General features: G+C 49.6%; 18 protein-coding genes. 3 read left to right on the forward strand and 15 right to left on the reverse strand.

Going from position 1 to position 17,048, the window contains the following annotated elements; genetic code table 11:
* Positions 1–212 precede the first annotated feature (212 nt).
* The 15 genes from J2X61_RS16825 to J2X61_RS16895 all read right to left on the reverse strand — a co-directional run bounded on the left by J2X61_RS16825 (position 213) and on the right by J2X61_RS16895 (position 12,944).
* Positions 213–776 carry a 5' nucleotidase, NT5C type gene (locus J2X61_RS16825; protein WP_274472371.1) on the reverse strand — a complete coding sequence of 188 codons (564 nt, stop codon included), beginning with the start codon at positions 774–776 and terminating at the stop codon, positions 213–215.
* Positions 777–804: 28 nt separating this feature from the next.
* A complete protein-coding gene (locus J2X61_RS16830) occupies positions 805–1,449 on the reverse strand; it encodes a pentapeptide repeat-containing protein (RefSeq protein WP_310189291.1) in 645 nt (214 codons plus the stop codon).
* 39 nt (positions 1,450–1,488) lie between these two features.
* On the reverse strand, positions 1,489–2,097 hold the full coding sequence (locus J2X61_RS16835; protein ID WP_274472369.1) for a sigma-70 family RNA polymerase sigma factor: 609 nt from the start codon (positions 2,095–2,097) through the stop codon (positions 1,489–1,491).
* A gap of 21 nt (positions 2,098–2,118) precedes the next feature.
* Complete coding sequence (locus J2X61_RS16840; protein WP_274472368.1) at positions 2,119–2,700, reverse strand: hypothetical protein; 582 nt, start codon at positions 2,698–2,700, stop codon at positions 2,119–2,121.
* Positions 2,701–2,962: 262 nt separating this feature from the next.
* Positions 2,963–3,985: an ATP-grasp domain-containing protein gene (locus J2X61_RS16845; protein WP_274472367.1), complete on the reverse strand. Its 1,023-nt coding sequence runs from the start codon at positions 3,983–3,985 to the stop codon at positions 2,963–2,965.
* Positions 3,982–4,818: an HAD family hydrolase gene (locus tag J2X61_RS16850; RefSeq protein ID WP_310189294.1), complete on the reverse strand. Its 837-nt coding sequence runs from the start codon at positions 4,816–4,818 to the stop codon at positions 3,982–3,984. The genes J2X61_RS16845 and J2X61_RS16850 overlap by 4 nt, the downstream gene beginning before the upstream one ends.
* A gap of 1 nt (position 4,819) precedes the next feature.
* Positions 4,820–5,953: a cysteine protease StiP family protein gene (locus tag J2X61_RS16855; protein WP_274472365.1), complete on the reverse strand. Its 1,134-nt coding sequence runs from the start codon at positions 5,951–5,953 to the stop codon at positions 4,820–4,822.
* The gene (locus tag J2X61_RS16860) at positions 5,926–7,338 is read right to left on the reverse strand and encodes a phosphoribosyltransferase family protein (protein WP_310189299.1); all 1,413 of its coding nucleotides are present in this window, start codon (positions 7,336–7,338) and stop codon (positions 5,926–5,928) included. Before J2X61_RS16860 ends, J2X61_RS16855 begins: the two co-directional genes overlap by 28 nt.
* A complete protein-coding gene (locus J2X61_RS16865; protein ID WP_274472363.1) occupies positions 7,286–8,386 on the reverse strand; it encodes an HpcH/HpaI aldolase/citrate lyase family protein in 1,101 nt (366 codons plus the stop codon). The genes J2X61_RS16860 and J2X61_RS16865 overlap by 53 nt, the downstream gene beginning before the upstream one ends.
* A gap of 74 nt (positions 8,387–8,460) precedes the next feature.
* A complete protein-coding gene (locus J2X61_RS16870) occupies positions 8,461–9,204 on the reverse strand; it encodes a TerC family protein (protein ID WP_274472362.1) in 744 nt (247 codons plus the stop codon).
* Between the two features lie 27 nt (positions 9,205–9,231).
* Positions 9,232–10,470, reverse strand: coding sequence for a TerD family protein (locus J2X61_RS16875; protein ID WP_274472361.1), 1,239 nt, complete (start codon positions 10,468–10,470; stop codon positions 9,232–9,234).
* Between the two features lie 78 nt (positions 10,471–10,548).
* Positions 10,549–11,136, reverse strand: coding sequence for a TerD family protein (locus tag J2X61_RS16880; RefSeq protein WP_274472360.1), 588 nt, complete (start codon positions 11,134–11,136; stop codon positions 10,549–10,551).
* A 33-nt stretch (positions 11,137–11,169) separates the two neighbouring features.
* Positions 11,170–11,751 carry a TerD family protein gene (locus J2X61_RS16885; RefSeq protein WP_274472359.1) on the reverse strand — a complete coding sequence of 194 codons (582 nt, stop codon included), beginning with the start codon at positions 11,749–11,751 and terminating at the stop codon, positions 11,170–11,172.
* A 38-nt stretch (positions 11,752–11,789) separates the two neighbouring features.
* Positions 11,790–12,389, reverse strand: a complete 600-nt coding sequence (locus tag J2X61_RS16890; protein ID WP_274472358.1) for a TerD family protein — start codon at positions 12,387–12,389, stop codon at positions 11,790–11,792.
* 108 nt (positions 12,390–12,497) lie between these two features.
* Positions 12,498–12,944 carry a tellurite resistance TerB family protein gene (locus J2X61_RS16895; protein ID WP_274472357.1) on the reverse strand — a complete coding sequence of 149 codons (447 nt, stop codon included), beginning with the start codon at positions 12,942–12,944 and terminating at the stop codon, positions 12,498–12,500.
* A 228-nt stretch (positions 12,945–13,172) separates the two neighbouring features.
* Between J2X61_RS16895 and J2X61_RS16900 the strand changes: the two genes are divergently transcribed.
* From J2X61_RS16900 to J2X61_RS16910, 3 genes are read left to right on the forward strand one after another with little or no spacing between them, the layout of a single operon-like run.
* Complete coding sequence (locus J2X61_RS16900) at positions 13,173–14,696, forward strand: spore germination protein (RefSeq protein ID WP_274472356.1); 1,524 nt, start codon at positions 13,173–13,175, stop codon at positions 14,694–14,696.
* The gene (locus tag J2X61_RS16905; RefSeq protein WP_310189305.1) at positions 14,686–15,774 is read left to right on the forward strand and encodes a GerAB/ArcD/ProY family transporter; all 1,089 of its coding nucleotides are present in this window, start codon (positions 14,686–14,688) and stop codon (positions 15,772–15,774) included. The genes J2X61_RS16900 and J2X61_RS16905 overlap by 11 nt, the downstream gene beginning before the upstream one ends.
* A complete protein-coding gene (locus J2X61_RS16910) occupies positions 15,771–16,964 on the forward strand; it encodes a Ger(x)C family spore germination protein (protein ID WP_274472354.1) in 1,194 nt (397 codons plus the stop codon). Before J2X61_RS16905 ends, J2X61_RS16910 begins: the two co-directional genes overlap by 4 nt.
* Positions 16,965–17,048: the final 84 nt, after the last annotated feature.

The raw sequence follows: 17,048 nt of genomic DNA on the forward strand, positions 1-17,048 counted from the left end.
CGCACGCGGCTGCCAAATGCAAGCGTTACGCTACGAACTCCATCAGGGTATGCCTGATGTGCGTAAGATGACCCAAGACATGAACAGCCCTTTCAAGCTTTTAGTTCATGCCCCGTATAAAGAAACAGCCGCCCTAGTTAGGCAGCTGTCCTTCGAAGGTATCACAAATTTAATTTCCTTACAGCCGGGTGACTCGATCCAGATATAGACACCTATGACTGTAATTCGTCAAGAAGCTGATCCCAAGAGGTAATCCTCGGCAGATCTAGCTGTTGATTGTAGGATCTGTCTTTGACGTATGCTTTCACCGGCAAATGGGATAAGGTTTCCAGAACGGTCGGCTTATCGTCGAAATAATAGTCCAACTTCAAATCGTCGATGATATGTACTTTCTCCGAATCGCTCATCCCGCAGAAGAAATGCCCGTCCGCAACGGGAAAGCCGTTTTGAACCAGCCACTCGCGTGTCCGTTCCGTATGTTCCTTGGCTCTAGCTGTGATGTAGTACACCTCGTGGCCTCGCTTGACCAGCTCATGCAAAATTTCACGAGCATGCGGGAAGGGGGCGCAGTCCGAATAATAAATATCATCACGGAGGCTCTTCCACAGCCTCCCGCCCTCTTCTTTCGTCAGTCCGAATGCTTCGTGAATCTCCATCGTTTTTAGCGCATCAAATATATCTAAGCCCACGTTCTGTTTCAGTTCCCGATTATAAATACGGAAAGCGTGTTCCCTTAAGTTGATAAGCGTATCATCAATATCAAATCCAAATTTCACGACAGTCTCCTCATTTCATCGATTGCGTTTATTCCTTTAGTATAAGCCCTAAAAGACTCGCAAATACAGAAGCTTGTCCTCTTGAAATGATGCAGCCGCGCAATTCCTCTACGCCTGCACCTAAATTCGTGAAATCACAGGAGCTGAGATCGATGCCTGTTAGCTTAGCCCCTGTGAATTGGGCACGGTCCAGCTTGCAGTTATCGAAATATACTTTCTGAAGCGTTATCTCGTAGAAGTCCGCGCTTAATAGCGAGCAATCCTGGAAAGCAATCTGTCTAAAGTTAGCCATTCGGAAATTGACATAATCGCCTAAGCAGGAATCGAATAAAACATTACGAATGGTCGCTCCTGTCAAATCCATACCCATAATTTTGCAATTACGGAATTCCGTCCGATGAATCGTCGCTTCTCCGAAATCCACATTGGACAGATCGCATTTTTCAAAAATAACATCCGTTAATTCAAGGTCTTTCATGGCAATCCGGGTAAAGGTTACATTGCGGAAGATGATTTTATCAAATGCAACTTTGGATGCTTTCTGATTATCGATGGTACAATCGCTAATGATTCCTGTATGATAGTTATCTTCCGCTTCCAGCTTTTCCTCCGGCAAAGAGATTAACGGTAATTCTTTCGGCATTTTGGGTGCATCAATTTTGGCATTGCTCATAGTAATAGATACTCCTCTATCGGTTAATAGGAATGTTGATTAGAGTACGATGACAGGCGTCAGGCTTTGCAGCATGAAGAAGAGCGAACCCCACTTGCGCTTAATGAAATTGCGGCCGCGAAACAATCTTGTTTTGATTGTGGACACAGGCAGTCCCACCTCTTTGGAGATATCCTCCAACGACATATCCAGGAAATATTTGTACACGATCAGCGTTTTATACTTCTCCGGCAGGTCGCGGATCATCCTCTCCACTTGTTCGGCTGTCTCCTGCTCGATCAACTGAACCTCCGGCGTTTTGTCCTGGCTCGTCAACTTCTCATAGAAAGGCAGTGCATCCTTATATGGATGCGGATTCGTATCCATGGACAGCTCCGACTTCTTTTTACGCAGCACATCAATGGTCACGTTCTTGCCAATGCTGAAAATCCAAGTTGAGAAGTTTTTGCTCGCATCAAATCGGTGGGAATGCTGGTACGCTCGTAGAAAGGTCTCCTGCACGACATCCTCGGAATCCGACTTGTTGCGCAGCATGCGATAAGCTAATCGGTAAATTTTGTCTTTATACAACTCAAGAAGCCGGCCGAACGCTTTGGAATCCCCTTGAGTCCACATTGTTGCAAGTTGACTATCGCTTAATCGCAGCATATTACAGCTCCTTTATCATATCTACCATCTTCTGTTATTACCCGAGGAGTCCCGGTCGTTCCAACCGTTCAACCTCTCGAGCATTTCTTTATACATCGTGAACAAAGACTGAATTTCTCTAAATTCCCGATCGTCCGGACCTCCGCCCTGCATAAACATGATCTCCAGCATTTGCTTGTAGAACGTCAGACGTTTATGAACGAACTCTTTCTCAATCTCGAGGATATCCTCCAAATCATGATAGTCCATGAACGCTTGGATATCATCGGGCAATTCATTCTGAGGCGGTCTCTCTCTGCGTGATGAGGAGGGGACGGGGATGGGCTCGGGATTGCCCGATCGTCTGCCTACGTCGACTGTCGTCCGTATTTCCGATAGAATGATATTTTCTTTCGCACACATCACGTGAAAATACTTATTCTTGAGAAGCTCGTTCATCACAAGCTCACACATATCTTTATTGCGAATCAGCATGCCGTCAAAAGGATGAAGCGTCCATACATGGTCTTTCTCATAGAGATTGAAAGTAAACCACTCATTCGCATACAAAATTCTTGTATTAATTGTGTATTCATCCATGATTTCGAATGTAAAATCCAGCAAATTATCCCCTCCAGAGCCTTAGACACTCTATTCTTTATTCTACCAAAACCGATGAAAAAAAAGAAACCTTTGCAGGTTTCATAGATGACTATTTTTCAATAAATTTAGATACGGATTCCGCTTTTTCCGAGGCTGCGACGACAATGAGAACGACGATGATTCCAGAGAGTATGATCCCGCCAATCATCATGCAGTGCACCTTCTTTGAATGATTTAATCGTCTATATTCAAAGATATGATGCGCAGCTTCATTTATTCGCCTTTATTCGCCTAAGTTCATAATCATGTAAGTTTCAATATGACTGGCCGTGATGCCGAACCGGGGCTTCTGAATCTCAACCTGTCCGCCCAAGATTGATTTCACTGCCAAGTACGGGAAATTAATACCCGACAAGCACGTGACATGCAGGCCGCCGGACATTCTCGGGTTGATTTCGAGCAATTTGGGCACGCCCTGATTGTACTTCACTTGAATATTATAGTTGAATGGAATTCGGTATGCGGCTGCAACCTTGTTCGCAATCTCAATCAGCTCGGGCACTTCTTCCAGCACGCGCAGACGCCCGTCCGCTTTGCGGCGCGGGACAGCCGCTAACAATTCGCCGGAGGCGGTCGCCAAGCAATCGATGCTGTACTCATATCCGCCCAACAGCTCCATCACCATGAGGTCATCGAAACGCTCAACGGACGATAATGTTCGATAAGCTTGATCCGAAGTGAGATAAGGGGTAACCGTCCCGAATAAGTCCTTCAAGGCGTTACGTTCGTTGCTAATAATGCGGAAGCCTGTACCGCCTTCGGCATTGGTTGGCTTCATGCAGACTTGATGACCTGCATGGCTCAGCGATTTGTAAGCGTCCATGAACTGATCGGCCGTATTCACCACATGATAATCCGGGATGCTGAGGATATTTTTATCGCGGATAGCTTCGTAAAATTTTTGCTTTTCGAGCAAATTCTCCAGCAGCTCCAGATCACGGCATACGGTGACTCGGGTGCCGATCTTCTCGAATTCATCCAAATGCTTCGCAATTGCATACATATGCAGACGCGGGATGAAGACGTCAATGCCATGCTGCTTGCAGAAGCCCAGCGCAAATTCGATATAATCGTCATCGCCGAGCACCGGCTCCGTGTCCGCATAATCTGCCGCTTGCAGAGCCATATGCGCACGATCCGGATGCGTCGCATACATCTTGAAGGCCATGCCGTCCTCATTGTTGCGAATGCTGTTCATGTAGTGATAAGCGACCGAAAACCAGCGGTTAAACCATACTTTTTTCATGAGGACTCCTTTATTCGGAAGGAATGATGATTCTCGTTAGGAAGCGTTTGTACATAAGCCAGAATCTCATCGGTTGCAAAAATGCCGGATGCCTCTGTGAACTTGTACTCACCCGTTTGCTGCAGCTGCTCTTGCCTGAATAACTCGCCATGTCTCGGCGCTATCGCATAATCGGCAAAGTCCAGCAAGATTTGATCCAGCAGCGAATCGCCGGATGCTATGATCTTGTCATCCCCCAGCATCGTCTTCAGATGCGCTACGGCATCCCTTTTGTTGACAGCTGCAGGGACAACATAAATTTTCCTGCCTTGAATGGAGGTGTTCCACCCCATACGCCGAAGCTCATCGATCATCTGGCTCACTTCTTGATGCGGAATTTTATCCCGCTGCACAATGTGAGAGAAGAACAACTCATCGCAATAGCTGGAGGAAATGACCCATTCCGGATGAAGCACCTGGTCCATCAGTCTCCGGACCTCCCCGACGTGGGAGCTGGATTGCTTCACAAGGTTCAGAATATGCGATTGCCATTCGAGGTCCGGCTGGCCGTCGATCACGATGTTCCCGCCATTGCTTGTTACGGCGTAGGCCGGCTTCAAGATTTGGCTGACCAAATGTATGCGGAAATATTGATGCAGCGTTCTCGTCGTCACGGGGATGAACGTCAGCTGCGCCATAAGTTCTTTGAGCAGTTGGAAAGCGTCTGCTGACATATACGATCTCACTTTGCCATCGATCAACTCGGCAATGACAATGCGGCTGCCCAGTTCGGCCGCTCGGTCTTCGGGCTGTGAGTAGATCAAGGTCTGATCCAAGTCGCTGGCAAATATCATCTTATTCGGCATCCCCTTTCACAGACTTAATCATCCCGCAGCAGGAATACGTTAGGCCCGGATACACCTCGACCGGCACATCTCTCGCTTCCGCCAGGAGCCGAATATGGCGAATATTCGGATTATCCAAGCGATCAACGAGAATGCGCCATGGTACCCTGCGAAGCAGGACGCGGGTTGTTTCTCCAACCCCCGGTTTAATCAGGTTTATATCCGCGATCTCGAACGCCTGTTGAATCGCCTTAATATCGTGCAGTCCTTGCCAGGTTATCGCAGGCGGATGGGCAAGCCAATGATCTGCCTGCTGCCTTGCCTGCGCAAAGATATCGCCAAAGAACGGCGTGATGGCCGCTATAAAATGATTGGAGAGATCCTGCTCCAGCCACTCTTCATAAAATTTGGAGCCGTGGAAGTCGTACGGCCCGATCAAATCGTCACGAAGCACCGTCCGGCTCATCAGACCTGACACCGTTGCGTTCAAGCAAGCACTCGGGATGAGGAAGTCCTCTCTCGTGCCGAACCATTCCGCACAATGTCCAGGATCGGCCAGCACGGCCAAATCATCGTCCAACTTGATGCCGTAGTGACGCTCCATCTGGGCGCATGCCTCAGCCAGCACTTTGCGGATCGCCCCCTTGCCTGTCCAGCCGTCGACGAACTGAATCCTGGCCTCCGGATGCTTCTGCAGGATATAGATTAGGGCATTCTCGTCAATGCCTTTCCCGCGAATAATGGAGATGCTGTAATGCGGTATGTCTAAGCCATGCATCTCCAACAAATAGCGCCGGATCAGAATGCCCACCGGCGTGCCTGCTCTCGCCAATGAGACGAGCACTGTGTTCGCCCCCTTACGGCTGCGAATGAGTTCCGCCGTCGTTCCAATTGCGAGGGCTGCCTTCCGGGCCGACATCTGCAGCGTCTCATGATACAGCTGCAAATAATCGGGAGACGGCTGCTTCTCGACCGGGAGCATTTCGGAGTAATGCGTACCGGATTGAATAGCCCGTTCCCTGTCATCCGTCGATTTCTCCAGCTGCACACCGCGCAAATCCTTCAGCAAGAATGTAACATCGGAAGGGGGATAGCTGCCCAGTCTTACCGGTTCCTTTACCGGTCTGCTCCGCCAATCTTCCATACCGCTCCCTCCTTCCACTCCACGGTCTGTGGTGAGAAGAAAACGAGATGAAGCCGCTGCAGGCCGCGCGTCTCCAGAATTCGCAGCAGCGGCTGCAAGGCTGCTTGGTCCGCCTCTCTCTCCAGGAAGAGATAGAGATCCTCATACTCGCCAACCGGGACGTTATACATGAAGTGCGTAACCTCCGGATCCTCCGACGATGCGTACGGATACCCTGACTTCACAGCATAACCGTCCCGGTCAATCGTATGAATCGGGCTGCGCGTCGTCGACTGGTAGGATACCCCTTCGCCCATTTCGGCGGCAATCCGCATCGGGATGTACATGAACTCGCCCGTCCCCACGCAGAGGGTCTTGGTACCGATTCGCGTTTCTCGAAGGTACTTAGCGGTTAGGGATAGGGCGGCTCCTAATTGGGCTTCATGTTCCGGCGTAAGCCCGAATCTGCCGCTGTATTGCAAATAAGGGCGCTGATTCCCCCATGGGCTATGAGCAAATAAGTGATCGACGTACATAATGTCTATGGAAGTAGAGCCTTGGCTGAGAGGCAATTCCGGTTGAGCTGGCGTTAAGCTTTCCGAAGATCCGGTCACGGTCACCTCGCCTTTCACCAACGTAAGGACATGAACGGCGATTCCAAGCTCCTGTTCAAGCTCCCGAAACCGTTCCAGATCCGCTGCCGTTCGCCAATCGAGCAAAGCAAGGACGTAATACGTTTTTTTCGGGAATTTGGCCTGCATATCGCGAATGATGTTTAAAGAGGTTTTGCCGGTTGTCATTTCGTCGTCAACCAGGACAACGACCTCCGCTTGTGCAAAGAGGTGAGGATCCTCCGCATAGCAATAATGCGCTACCGCATGGGAGTGTTCCTCGCTGAAATTGAGGATGGATTGTGAGTCGTCAATGATTTCTCGTGTGGTATGAATATAAGTATTATTAGCACCAAACGTATGGAAAGCGGCGTGCCCGATCGCCGTTGCCGTCTCTGCGAACCCGATAAACACAGCTGGCTGAGGCAGCTCTAACCGGTGACTCCGAATTTCTTGGTAAGCATTGTCCGCACGTGCAGGATCTATCAAGCCTTGTATGGCCAGCGGCAACAAATGATCCGGCATACTGCCTTGCATCGCTTGCTGGAGGAGCAATCCCAAGGAAACGCCGCTTAATAACGAAGTATAGGGACGAACCGGAATATGCTTGCCGAGCACTTTGCTCACGAATAAGAAGGAGCGCTTCTTATTAATTCTGGCCGCCATCCCAAACAGGCTATCCAATGGGATCTGGAAAGGATTCGCCTCTACCTTCACTTTCAGCTCTAAATCTCCGGCGATCTTATACGTACGCTCGGTTACTGGATAATAATCCACTGTATTGTTGTTGTTCATGCAGCACCCCATAGATTTGTGATCGTAACAAAATCTTTCTCGCCCAATTTAAATGAGGTTTTATTTCGTTCATTTTATTGGCATACTCACTTCTGATCACGCCGAAATCCCCATTGCTGTTCGCCACAATGCTGGCTGCATCCGTGTACTCCTCGTGAGACACCGTGTAAAGCGATTGAACCGGCTTAATATGGGTCGGATGGATAATCGTTTTCCCCGTCAGCCCGTTTTCTTTGTCCAGCATGACTTCGCGGATTAACCCTTTATGCGGGAAATATTCCCAGACCGGTCCCGAAATGACATAAGAGCTATCCACTCTTCCAAAGACGTTGATAATGTCGGCCACGCAATCCCGAATCGGAGAAATATCATAGATCGTCATCTCCGGGCTTCGGCGCAAGCCGAATAGACTTGAGAAATCGGTAGCCCCGATTCTAACGTTAAGCACCAAATCCTTATAGGTATCCAATATATGTTTGATCGATTGAAGCGATTGAAACCGGCTTTCTTTATAAATGATGGCGCTTGACTCGAGAATAGGAAGGCCGTATAGGGCGGGGGATGACGCAGACTTCTCGTCGTTGTAATTCTCAAGAATTCGGAAATACGTTTCTCCGTTATCCGCTGTAAATTTCGGGAAAACGAAGCCCGTTAGAAGCGCAACGTCATCCTCCAATCTTTCGATCAAATAGTTCAACTGATTGGCGCTTCGGACTCGAACGAACAGCAGCGGCATGTTCTCCTTATTCAAGATCCCCAGCTCGATGAAGGTCGCAAGCTTGCTCATTTGATGAATGAGCGACTCTTCCGCCGCATGCACCTCATTCTCGCCGACCGCATCTTCCAAATCCAGAATGGCCGAGACGAGACCTTCCACTTTGCCGAAGGCGATATTTTCAGCGATGGTAGGACGTGTTGCCGGCATGTATAGCGCGGCTCCAATGGACGAAGCTAGAACTTCTTTGCTCGAATGATTGTCAAAAGAGGTGGGAGGCAAATAAAATAAAGCTTTTTGTTCATCCGGCGTTAAGTAGTTAAAGTATCTCATACAATTCCTCCCTCTTTTGGATTGAAACAACAATCCCTCCATTAGGGGAGGGATTGTGTTAGTTCCGTTGTATGTTAGCTGGCGGATTTCTCTTTGCCTTTGTTGCGCAGCAGACTGAAGATAATCGTACCGCCGAACAATGCGATAATGACGGAGAAGAAGACTACGTGGGAAATATGGAACCCAAATGCACCGGCAATCATCTTCAGACCGATCACGATAATGAGAATGAACGCCGTTTTCTCCAGTTCTGGAATTTTGTCAATGAGCTTCAAGAAGACTTGAGCAACCCCCCTCATCATGAGTACGCCCAAGATACCTCCGAGGAACAATACCCATACTTCTTCACTGACACCAAAAGCAGCAAGCACACTGTCCACGCTAAATGCGATGTCCATGACTTCTACCGCAAGAACCGTACGCCAGAAGGACATGCCTTTGCTTTTCACTTCGCCATTTTCATCGGTTTCATGCTTCTTGAAGAAAAGATTGCTGATGGCGATCCATAGGAGATACGCACCGCCGAGTACCTTGATCCATGTGATTTTGACTAAGAACGTACCGACACCGATGGCAACAAATCTAAAAATGTAGGCACCTACAAGTCCGTAGAACAAAGCTTTCTTCTGTTGTTCCTTCGGCAAATGCCTTACCATGACGGCAAGTACCAACGCATTATCCGCGGACAGCAAGCCCTCCAAGATAACTAGCGTACCGATAATCCCCCAACTCACGGGATCTGTCAATGTCTGGGACAGCACTTCCCAACTAAAAAAGTTTAGGAAGTTATTGATAAAACTATGAAAAAAATCTGCCATGCCTCGACCCTCCTGAATTTTCCCTTGTTATTTACTGCCTGCGACCCATCGCATCCCCCAGCCAAACGCTTCATCCAACTGTTTATGGCCGGAGAAGTATTGTACGAGCCGTTCGATGCTGAAAGTCTCGTTATTCTGATTACGAATGAGTGCAATGGCGCACATGCCTTGGCGATTGTCGTGCTCGTTCAGTTTCACTTCAATGTCGGGTCCGCCGTCCTGCTTAATGGAGACGACACCGTCGGCTTCAGACCAGGTGGTTGCACCTTCGTAGATAAAGGTAAAGACTAGAATTCGTTCAAATTCCGCAAGCTTGTTGCCGTTAATTCGGATGTTCTCGCCCGTTTTCACAGAGCCTGTCCGATCGTCGCCGTCCAGTGCTATGTAAGGCTCTCTTGTCAGAGATCCGAAACGATTACCGAGCGCTTGAATAACGCCTTTTTCACCGTTTTTCAGTTCATATAAACAGGCCAAATCCAAATCAATGCCTTTGCTTTTACCGAAAAAGCCTGTCGATTTCTTCTGATTCCAGTTCAAATTAATGAGAATTTCCCCGAGTCGGCCCGGTGGCTTCTTCTCTAGTGAGATGCGGTCACCTTTCTTCTTCAGTTCAATCTTGGTCAGATTAACCGGAGTTGGCGGGGTAACCGGCGGAGGACTAGGGGGAGGCGTCTGCTGGACAGGCGCCGGCCCCGGTACAGGAGCGGAAGGCTCGTCCTTGACCTCAATGCCGAAATTGCCGCACAGCGCTTTAAGACCGCCCGAGAAACCGGATCCAATCGCACTGAACTTCCACTCTGCGCCGTATCTATATAATTCCCCTACGACAATAGCTGTTTCGACGGAGAAATGATTTCCCAGTTCATATCGCAACATATCTTGCCCAGTTTCTGGATGAAAAATCCGAATATAAGCCTGGGTCACTTGGCTGAATTGCTGCTTAAGCTTCTCACCGTCATGAATGGTGAGTGTGAAAGCAACCTTCTCTACATTGGCCGGCACACCCGTCAATTGAATGGAGAACTGCTTTCTATCTCCGCCTTGATTCGGGTTGTCGATGAAACTAACACCGTTCTTGGTCGGATTGTTATAGAACACAAGCTGTTCGTCATTGTCTACTTTTCCGCTTGCACCTAACAGAAACGCGGAAGTATCCAGATCATGGCTCGCCGGAGCGTTCCATCCGATCCCGATTCCAATCTTCGTAAGTCCTGGGTTTGTTTTGGTCACATCCGCTTTCTGACCTTTGACAACTGAAATATGCATGGGGCAGTCCCTGTCCCTTCCGTCATTCATAATTGAAGGGGTGATGCCTTGCATGCACCACCCCGTCTGGTCTACGGCTTATTGCGCATCTAGACCGTAATTTTTGCAAAGCGCTTGAAGTCCCCCTTGGAAACCGCTGCCAACAGCTTGGAACTTCCACTCTTGGCCTTGGCTGTCCCTGTACAATTCACAAATGACAACCGCAGTTTCGATGGAGAAATCTTCACCCAAATCATAGCGTAGAATTTCTCGCCCTGTCACTTCGTCCATGAGCCGTACGAACGCATTGGAAACTTGTCCGAAATTCTGGTTACGGCTCGTGCCTTCATGGATTGTTACAGCGATGCCTACACGATGGATGTGAGCCGGAATTTTGGAAAAATCGACTTTGATCTGCTCGTCATCGCCGTCTCCGTCACCTGTCCGGTTATCCCCCGTATGCTGAACCGCACCGCCCGCGCCAACCAAGTTGTTATAAAAGACGAAGTCCTCTATGCCTTTGGCTTTGTTATCCGCATGAAGCAGGAAGGCCGAAGCGTCTAAATCGAAAGAATGACCGCCGCTGTATTTGTTCGTGTCCCAGCCTAAGCCGATGATCGCTTTCGTTAAACCGGGGTTCGTCTTGGTCAGGTCGATTCTTTGTCCTTTGGACAAGCTAATCGTCATGTTGACAACAACTCCTTAACCTGAGTGTACTTCTTAGGAAGTTTGCAGACCGTAGTCGCGTGCCAGACCGGCCAGACCGTCTTTGTAGCCGCTGCCGATCGCGCTGAATTTCCACTCTCCGCTGTGACGGTACAATTCGCCGATAACAACGCCTGTCTCAATGGAGAAGTCCTCGCCAAGATCATAACGAATCAATTCTGCGCCTGTGCCTTCGTTCAAAATACGAACATAAGCGTTGGATACTTGTCCGAAGTTTTGGCCTCTTGTGTCGGCTTCGTGGATCGTGATGCAGAACGCAATCTTCTCTGTTTCTGCTGGAATCGCTGTAAGATCAACGCTAACTTGCTCGTCATCGCCGTCTCCTGCGCCCGTACGGTTGTCACCGTTGTGCACAACGGATCCGTTTGCATTTTTCGGGTTGTTATAGAAGATGAAGTCGGATTCGTTGCTTACTTTGCCGGATGCGTTCGCGCAGAAAACGGAAGCGTCCAAATCGAAATCCTTGCCTCCGTCATATTTGTTCGTGTCCCAGCCAAGACCTACGATTACTTTCGTTAAACCCGGGTTTGTTTTTGTCAAATCGACTTTTTGACCTTTAGATAATGAAATTGCCATGGATAATAACCTCGCTTCTTATATTAGTTTATTTGATCTTACATATAGCGTTTGACAAGTTGTCCGATTGTCGTGTCCGTGCTGCCTTCGCCGATGGCGTTGAATTTCCACTCGCCGCTATGACGGTAGATTTCACCGACAATCAGGGAAGTTCTGCCGGCATAGCTGTCCGTCAAACTGAATTTGACGAGTTCTTGTTGGTTGGCAGCATTCAGAATACGAATGTACGCGGATTGAACCAGACCGAAGTCTTGTTTTCTATTGACACAATCGTAGATATTAACCACGAAAATGATTTTGCTGACGTCCGCAGGCACTTGATTCAAATTCACAGTAATTTGCTCGTCATCGCCATCGCCTTCGCCTGTCCGGTTATCGCCGGAGTGAACGACAGAGCCGTCAGGGCTTTGCAAATTGGCGAAGAACACGACGTTCTTCTCTTTTGTCAATTTGCCGTTCTCGTCCAACAAAATTACGGAAGCATCGCAGTCAATCTCAACGGCTGTTTTTTTCGATCCGAAAAAGCCCTTCTTCTCAATTACCGCAGGGTCCCAGCCCAAACCTACAACTACCTTAGAGAGACCAGCATTACCTTTTGTTAAATCGATTTTCTGACCTTTGACCAAATTGATAGCCAACGCGGTCACCTCCCTCAACAGTGTGTTTTATCGTTTGCTCACTATTTGATACGGATGAGTGCCCATCGCGTTTCATAAGTTTCGATTAAATTTTTGTGAATTCGACGCTCACAGACTGAATTCGGCAGGATTGAGGCTTAGCGTGGCACAAATGTCACGGACGACACGCTTCTCGCTATCGTCGAAATCGCCGTCGGCAGCCCCGATCGCACAGCAAACAGCGATGATAATGCGGCCGACTTCCGGCTTATTGCTGAATTTGCCTATCGCCTTCATGGCTTCTTGCTTCCCGACCAATCCGGAGAATTCGAAGTTACTTGCATAATGGTTAAAGCGCGCAATCACATTGCTGACATCGAATACTTTGAGCTCTTCGCTGCGGGAAATATATCCGATCATTTTCTCCTTTTCTTGATTGCCGATACTTCCGTCCGCAGCGGCAACGACTGCACAGCCGGCTACAACGGCATCAAGAAAATCCTTGTTTTGAAATTTTTTGACCTGGTCGGTCAAGCCTGTTTTGGCACTGGTAAACCAAGATTTAAATGTACTCATTTTCGGCACCACCTATTCGTCAGATGACAGATTTTGGCTATCTGGCACAAATTTATCCACAATAGCGCTACAATTTCAGTGTAATCGAAACGAAAGTCGTTTTCAAATTCTGGGAATCGAAGCGTGTCATTTTGTGGCGTATTTTAGGATTCAAACGAAGCTGATGGTTGGTTTAGCAAACTCCTTTATTGGACAAACAGATTATTATCACATCTAAGGAGTGTTCTTATGGATGCTAGTTTGTCGAATTCATTAGACACTGTCGTTTCTTCACTGGACGATAACCTTCGTACGCTGAAGGTTATTTATTATAGATGCAAGGATGTCAATTATCACAATTTCATCATAGGAGGTACGACCCGGGCGTTAGTCGTGTATATCGAGGGAATGGTCAACCTGGATTTATTGGACAGGAACGTCCTGACCCGCTTACTGGACGAATCGGTCGAAGAATGGAATGAAACGGAGAAAGAGCTCTCATCTATTATTTCCATATCGGACGTCAAGGAAGTAGCGAAGTTTGCCGATATTGTCGCGAATATATCCAGCGGGAGTGCCGTCCTTCTCATCGATGGCATAGCGGCCGGTTACTCGCTCGGCATCGCCTATTGGGAGAAGAGAAGCATCGAAGAACCGTCCGCCGAGTCCATCATTCGCGGACCGCGCGAGGGCTTCACCGAGACGATGATGGTGAACACCGCGATGCTGCGCCGGAAGATCAAGAGCCCTGCGCTCAAGATGATGGCCTACCAAGTGGGGCGGCATACGCGCACGGAGGTAGTTATCGTCTACATGGAGGGCATCGCCAACCCGTCGCTGATCGAAGAGGTGGAACAGCGGATTGCCGACATCGACATCGACGGCATCCTGGAAAGCGGCTATATCGAGGGCATGATCGAAGATAATCCGCTGTCTCCGTTTCCGCAAATTCAAGTGACGGAACGTCCCGATGTCGTATGTGCCGCGTTGCTGGAGGGCCGAACGTCGATTCTGGTGGATGGAACGCCATTCGCCCTAATCGCTCCGGCAACACTATTCTCGCTCCTGCAGTCGCCTGAGGACTATTACCAAAGGTTCATTATCGGAACCTTCATCCGGTGGCTGCGTTATTTATTTTTCTTCATCACGCTGCTGCTCCCTTCGCTCTATGTCGCGATTCTGACCTTCCATCAAGAGATGGTGCCTACGTCCCTGCTGCTCAGCGTCGCCAAATCCCGGGAGGACATCCCATTCCCCGCATTGGTGGAAGCGCTGCTGATGGAAGTTTCTTTCGAAGCGCTGCGCGAAGCCGGGGTGCGGCTGCCCAAACAGGTTGGCGCTGCGGTTAGCATCGTCGGGGCGCTGGTCATCGGTCAGGCGGCAACGTCCGCCGGCCTCGTATCGGCCCCCATGGTCATGGTCGTCGCTATTACCGGGATTGCCTCCTTTATGATGCCGCAGTACACGACGGGGATCGCTTTACGGATGCTTCGCTTTCCCATCATGTTCCTGTCGGGCCTGCTGGGCCTGCTCGGTCTCATGCTCGGATTCATCGCGATCGTCATTCATCTGTCCTCGCTGCGTTCGCTCGGCGTGCCGTACCTGCAGCCGCTCGCACCGGTGAAAAGGTCGGAGATGAAAGATGTGCTCGCCCGAGCCCCCATCTGGGCGATGCGCACCCGTCCCAAATTCACAGGAAGAGCAAACCGGATCCGGCAGCCGAAGGGGCAGCAACCAGTACCGTCCGAAGGGGATGATACCCATGATCGATAATGGCCGCATCTCTCCGCTCCAAGTCGCCATTCTCCTGCATCCGACTATCGCCGCTACGGCGGCGCTTTCGGTTCCGTCCATCACGATGAGAACCGCCGGCATCGATATGTGGATGACGCCTATCCTTGCGGCGATTGCGGGGATCATTACGGTATATGTCATGTACCGCTTGTTTTTGAAGTTTCCCGAGCTTACGTTCATTCAGTATACCGAATCGATTCTAGGCACATATGCAGGCAAAACCCTCTCCGCCTTCTTCCTGTTCTCCTTCTTGTTCACGAACGGGCTCGTCCTGCGCGAATACGGGGAATTCGTCATCGGCAGTTTTCTTCAGGAAACCCCGATGGCCGTCGTCATTTTTGGCATGGTCGCGGTATGCGCCTATGTCTTGTATGAAGGAATCGAGGTGCTGGCCAGAAGCTCGCAGATTCTGGTCCCTGCGGCTGTGCTCATCATTTTCTTCATGGTCGTTCTGCTCATTCCCGATCTTCATCCGAAAGAGATGTTTCCCATTATGGGAAACGGCCCGCTTCCGCTGCTGGTCGGCTCGTTGGTCCCAGCCTCTTGGTTTACACAGTTTTATATCTTGACCTTTCTCTTCCCTTTGATCAACCGTAAGGAACATATACTGACTTGGTGCTTCATTAGTGTAGGATCCGTGATGTTCACACTGCTAGTGATTAATCTGACGATACTGCTCTTATTCGGTCCGCTTACCGTTCAATTTAACTACGCGTTCCTCGTGGCGGTTCGGTACATTTCCATCGCCGACTTCATGGAGCATGCGGAATCGCTGTTGATGGCCATCTGGATTATCGGCATGTTCGTCAAAATTTCGTTAATCTACTATGCCACCGTCCTCGGTACGGCCCAGTGGCTGGGGCTGCCCGATTATAAGGCGCTCATCGTTCCGGTAGGTATCCTTATCATCCTTTTCAGCTTCTGGGTGTCGCCAAATTTCGAAGAGCTCAAGCGTACGCTTGGAACAACCATCCCGTTCCTGGGCATGCTCACGCAGCTCGGTATCCCGTGCGCTCTGCTGCTTGCCGCCAGCTTCAGAAGGGGGCGGCAAGGATGATCCGCTTGGGGAAGCTTGCCGTTCTATCCTGCCTCTTCTCGGTGGTAGCGACAGGCTGCTGGGACCGTACAGAGGTTAACGATCTAGCGCTCGTCACCGGAGCGGCTATTGATAATTACGACGATAAACTCATCGAAGTCACGATTCAGATTTTCGTCCCGCGCAGCTCAAATGCCGGGGGCGGGATGGAAATCAGCAGCAAAGGAGGCGGCAGCCAAACCTCCTTCGTTCGATCGGCGGTCGGCGTGAATATTGCCGACGCCCTGTCCAAGCTGCAGGAGAAGCTGCCTCGTAAAATTTTCTGGGGACATACGGAGATTATTATTTTCGGCGAAGCCCTGGCGCGCGGCGGCATTCGTGATGATATCGATTATTTGATGAGAGCCCCGCAGCCGAGAGAGCGTGCTTATGTCTATGTGTGTAAGGGAAATGCGCGGCAGATTCTTGAAATGAATACGAGGCTTGAGCGGAATACGTCCGAAGTCATGAGGGAGATCGGCAAAAGTAAAATTATTCTTAGTGTCACGATGGCCGATTTGGCGCAAATGCTGGCGAATCAATCCGGTTCAGCAGCGTTGCCGCTCCTCGAAATCCTCTCCCCGAAGTCGCCTAGCAATCCGGATCGATCGGAAAGCTTCGTGAATGCTTCCGCCGTGTTTAAGGACGATAAAATGGTCGGCAGCATCGATGACGTTACAACGCGCGGTCTATTATGGCTGCGGAATGAAATGAAAACCGCGGTCATCACCGTGACACCGGAAGGCGTGAGCGGGACTGTTTCTCTGCGGCTGCTCAAAAGCAAAACAAAGCTGGAGCCCCTCATCGAGAATGGCAAATGGCAAATGAACGTCTGGATTCATACGGAAGACGACGCCATACAGAACACGACGAAACTGGACTTGGTCACCAACCCCGCAGCCGTCAAAGCCGTAGAAGCCGCTATGAACCGAGATATTGAGAACCGCGTCGGACTTGCATTACGGAAATTGCAGCAGGAGATGAAGACGGACATTTTGGATTTCTCCGGAGAGTTTCACCGTGCTTATCCGAAGGAATGGCGGGAAAACAAAAAACGTTGGGATGACATTTTCCCGCAAGTCGAAGTCACCGTTCATTCCGACGCCAACATGCTGCGTCCAGGGTTATCAAGCGTAAGAAAGTTAGATGAAGGAGAGGAAACATCGAAATGACGCCTAAGGATATTCCGGCATTCATGCTCGTGAGCTTGCTCATTACGGTAATCCAATGGTTTTACCGGCTGAGACACGCACCTA

Origin of the sequence: Bacillus sp. 3255, from assembly GCF_031456485.1 — a bacterium.
In the GTDB taxonomy this organism is placed as follows: Bacteria; Bacillota; Bacilli; order Paenibacillales; family NBRC-103111; genus Paenibacillus_E.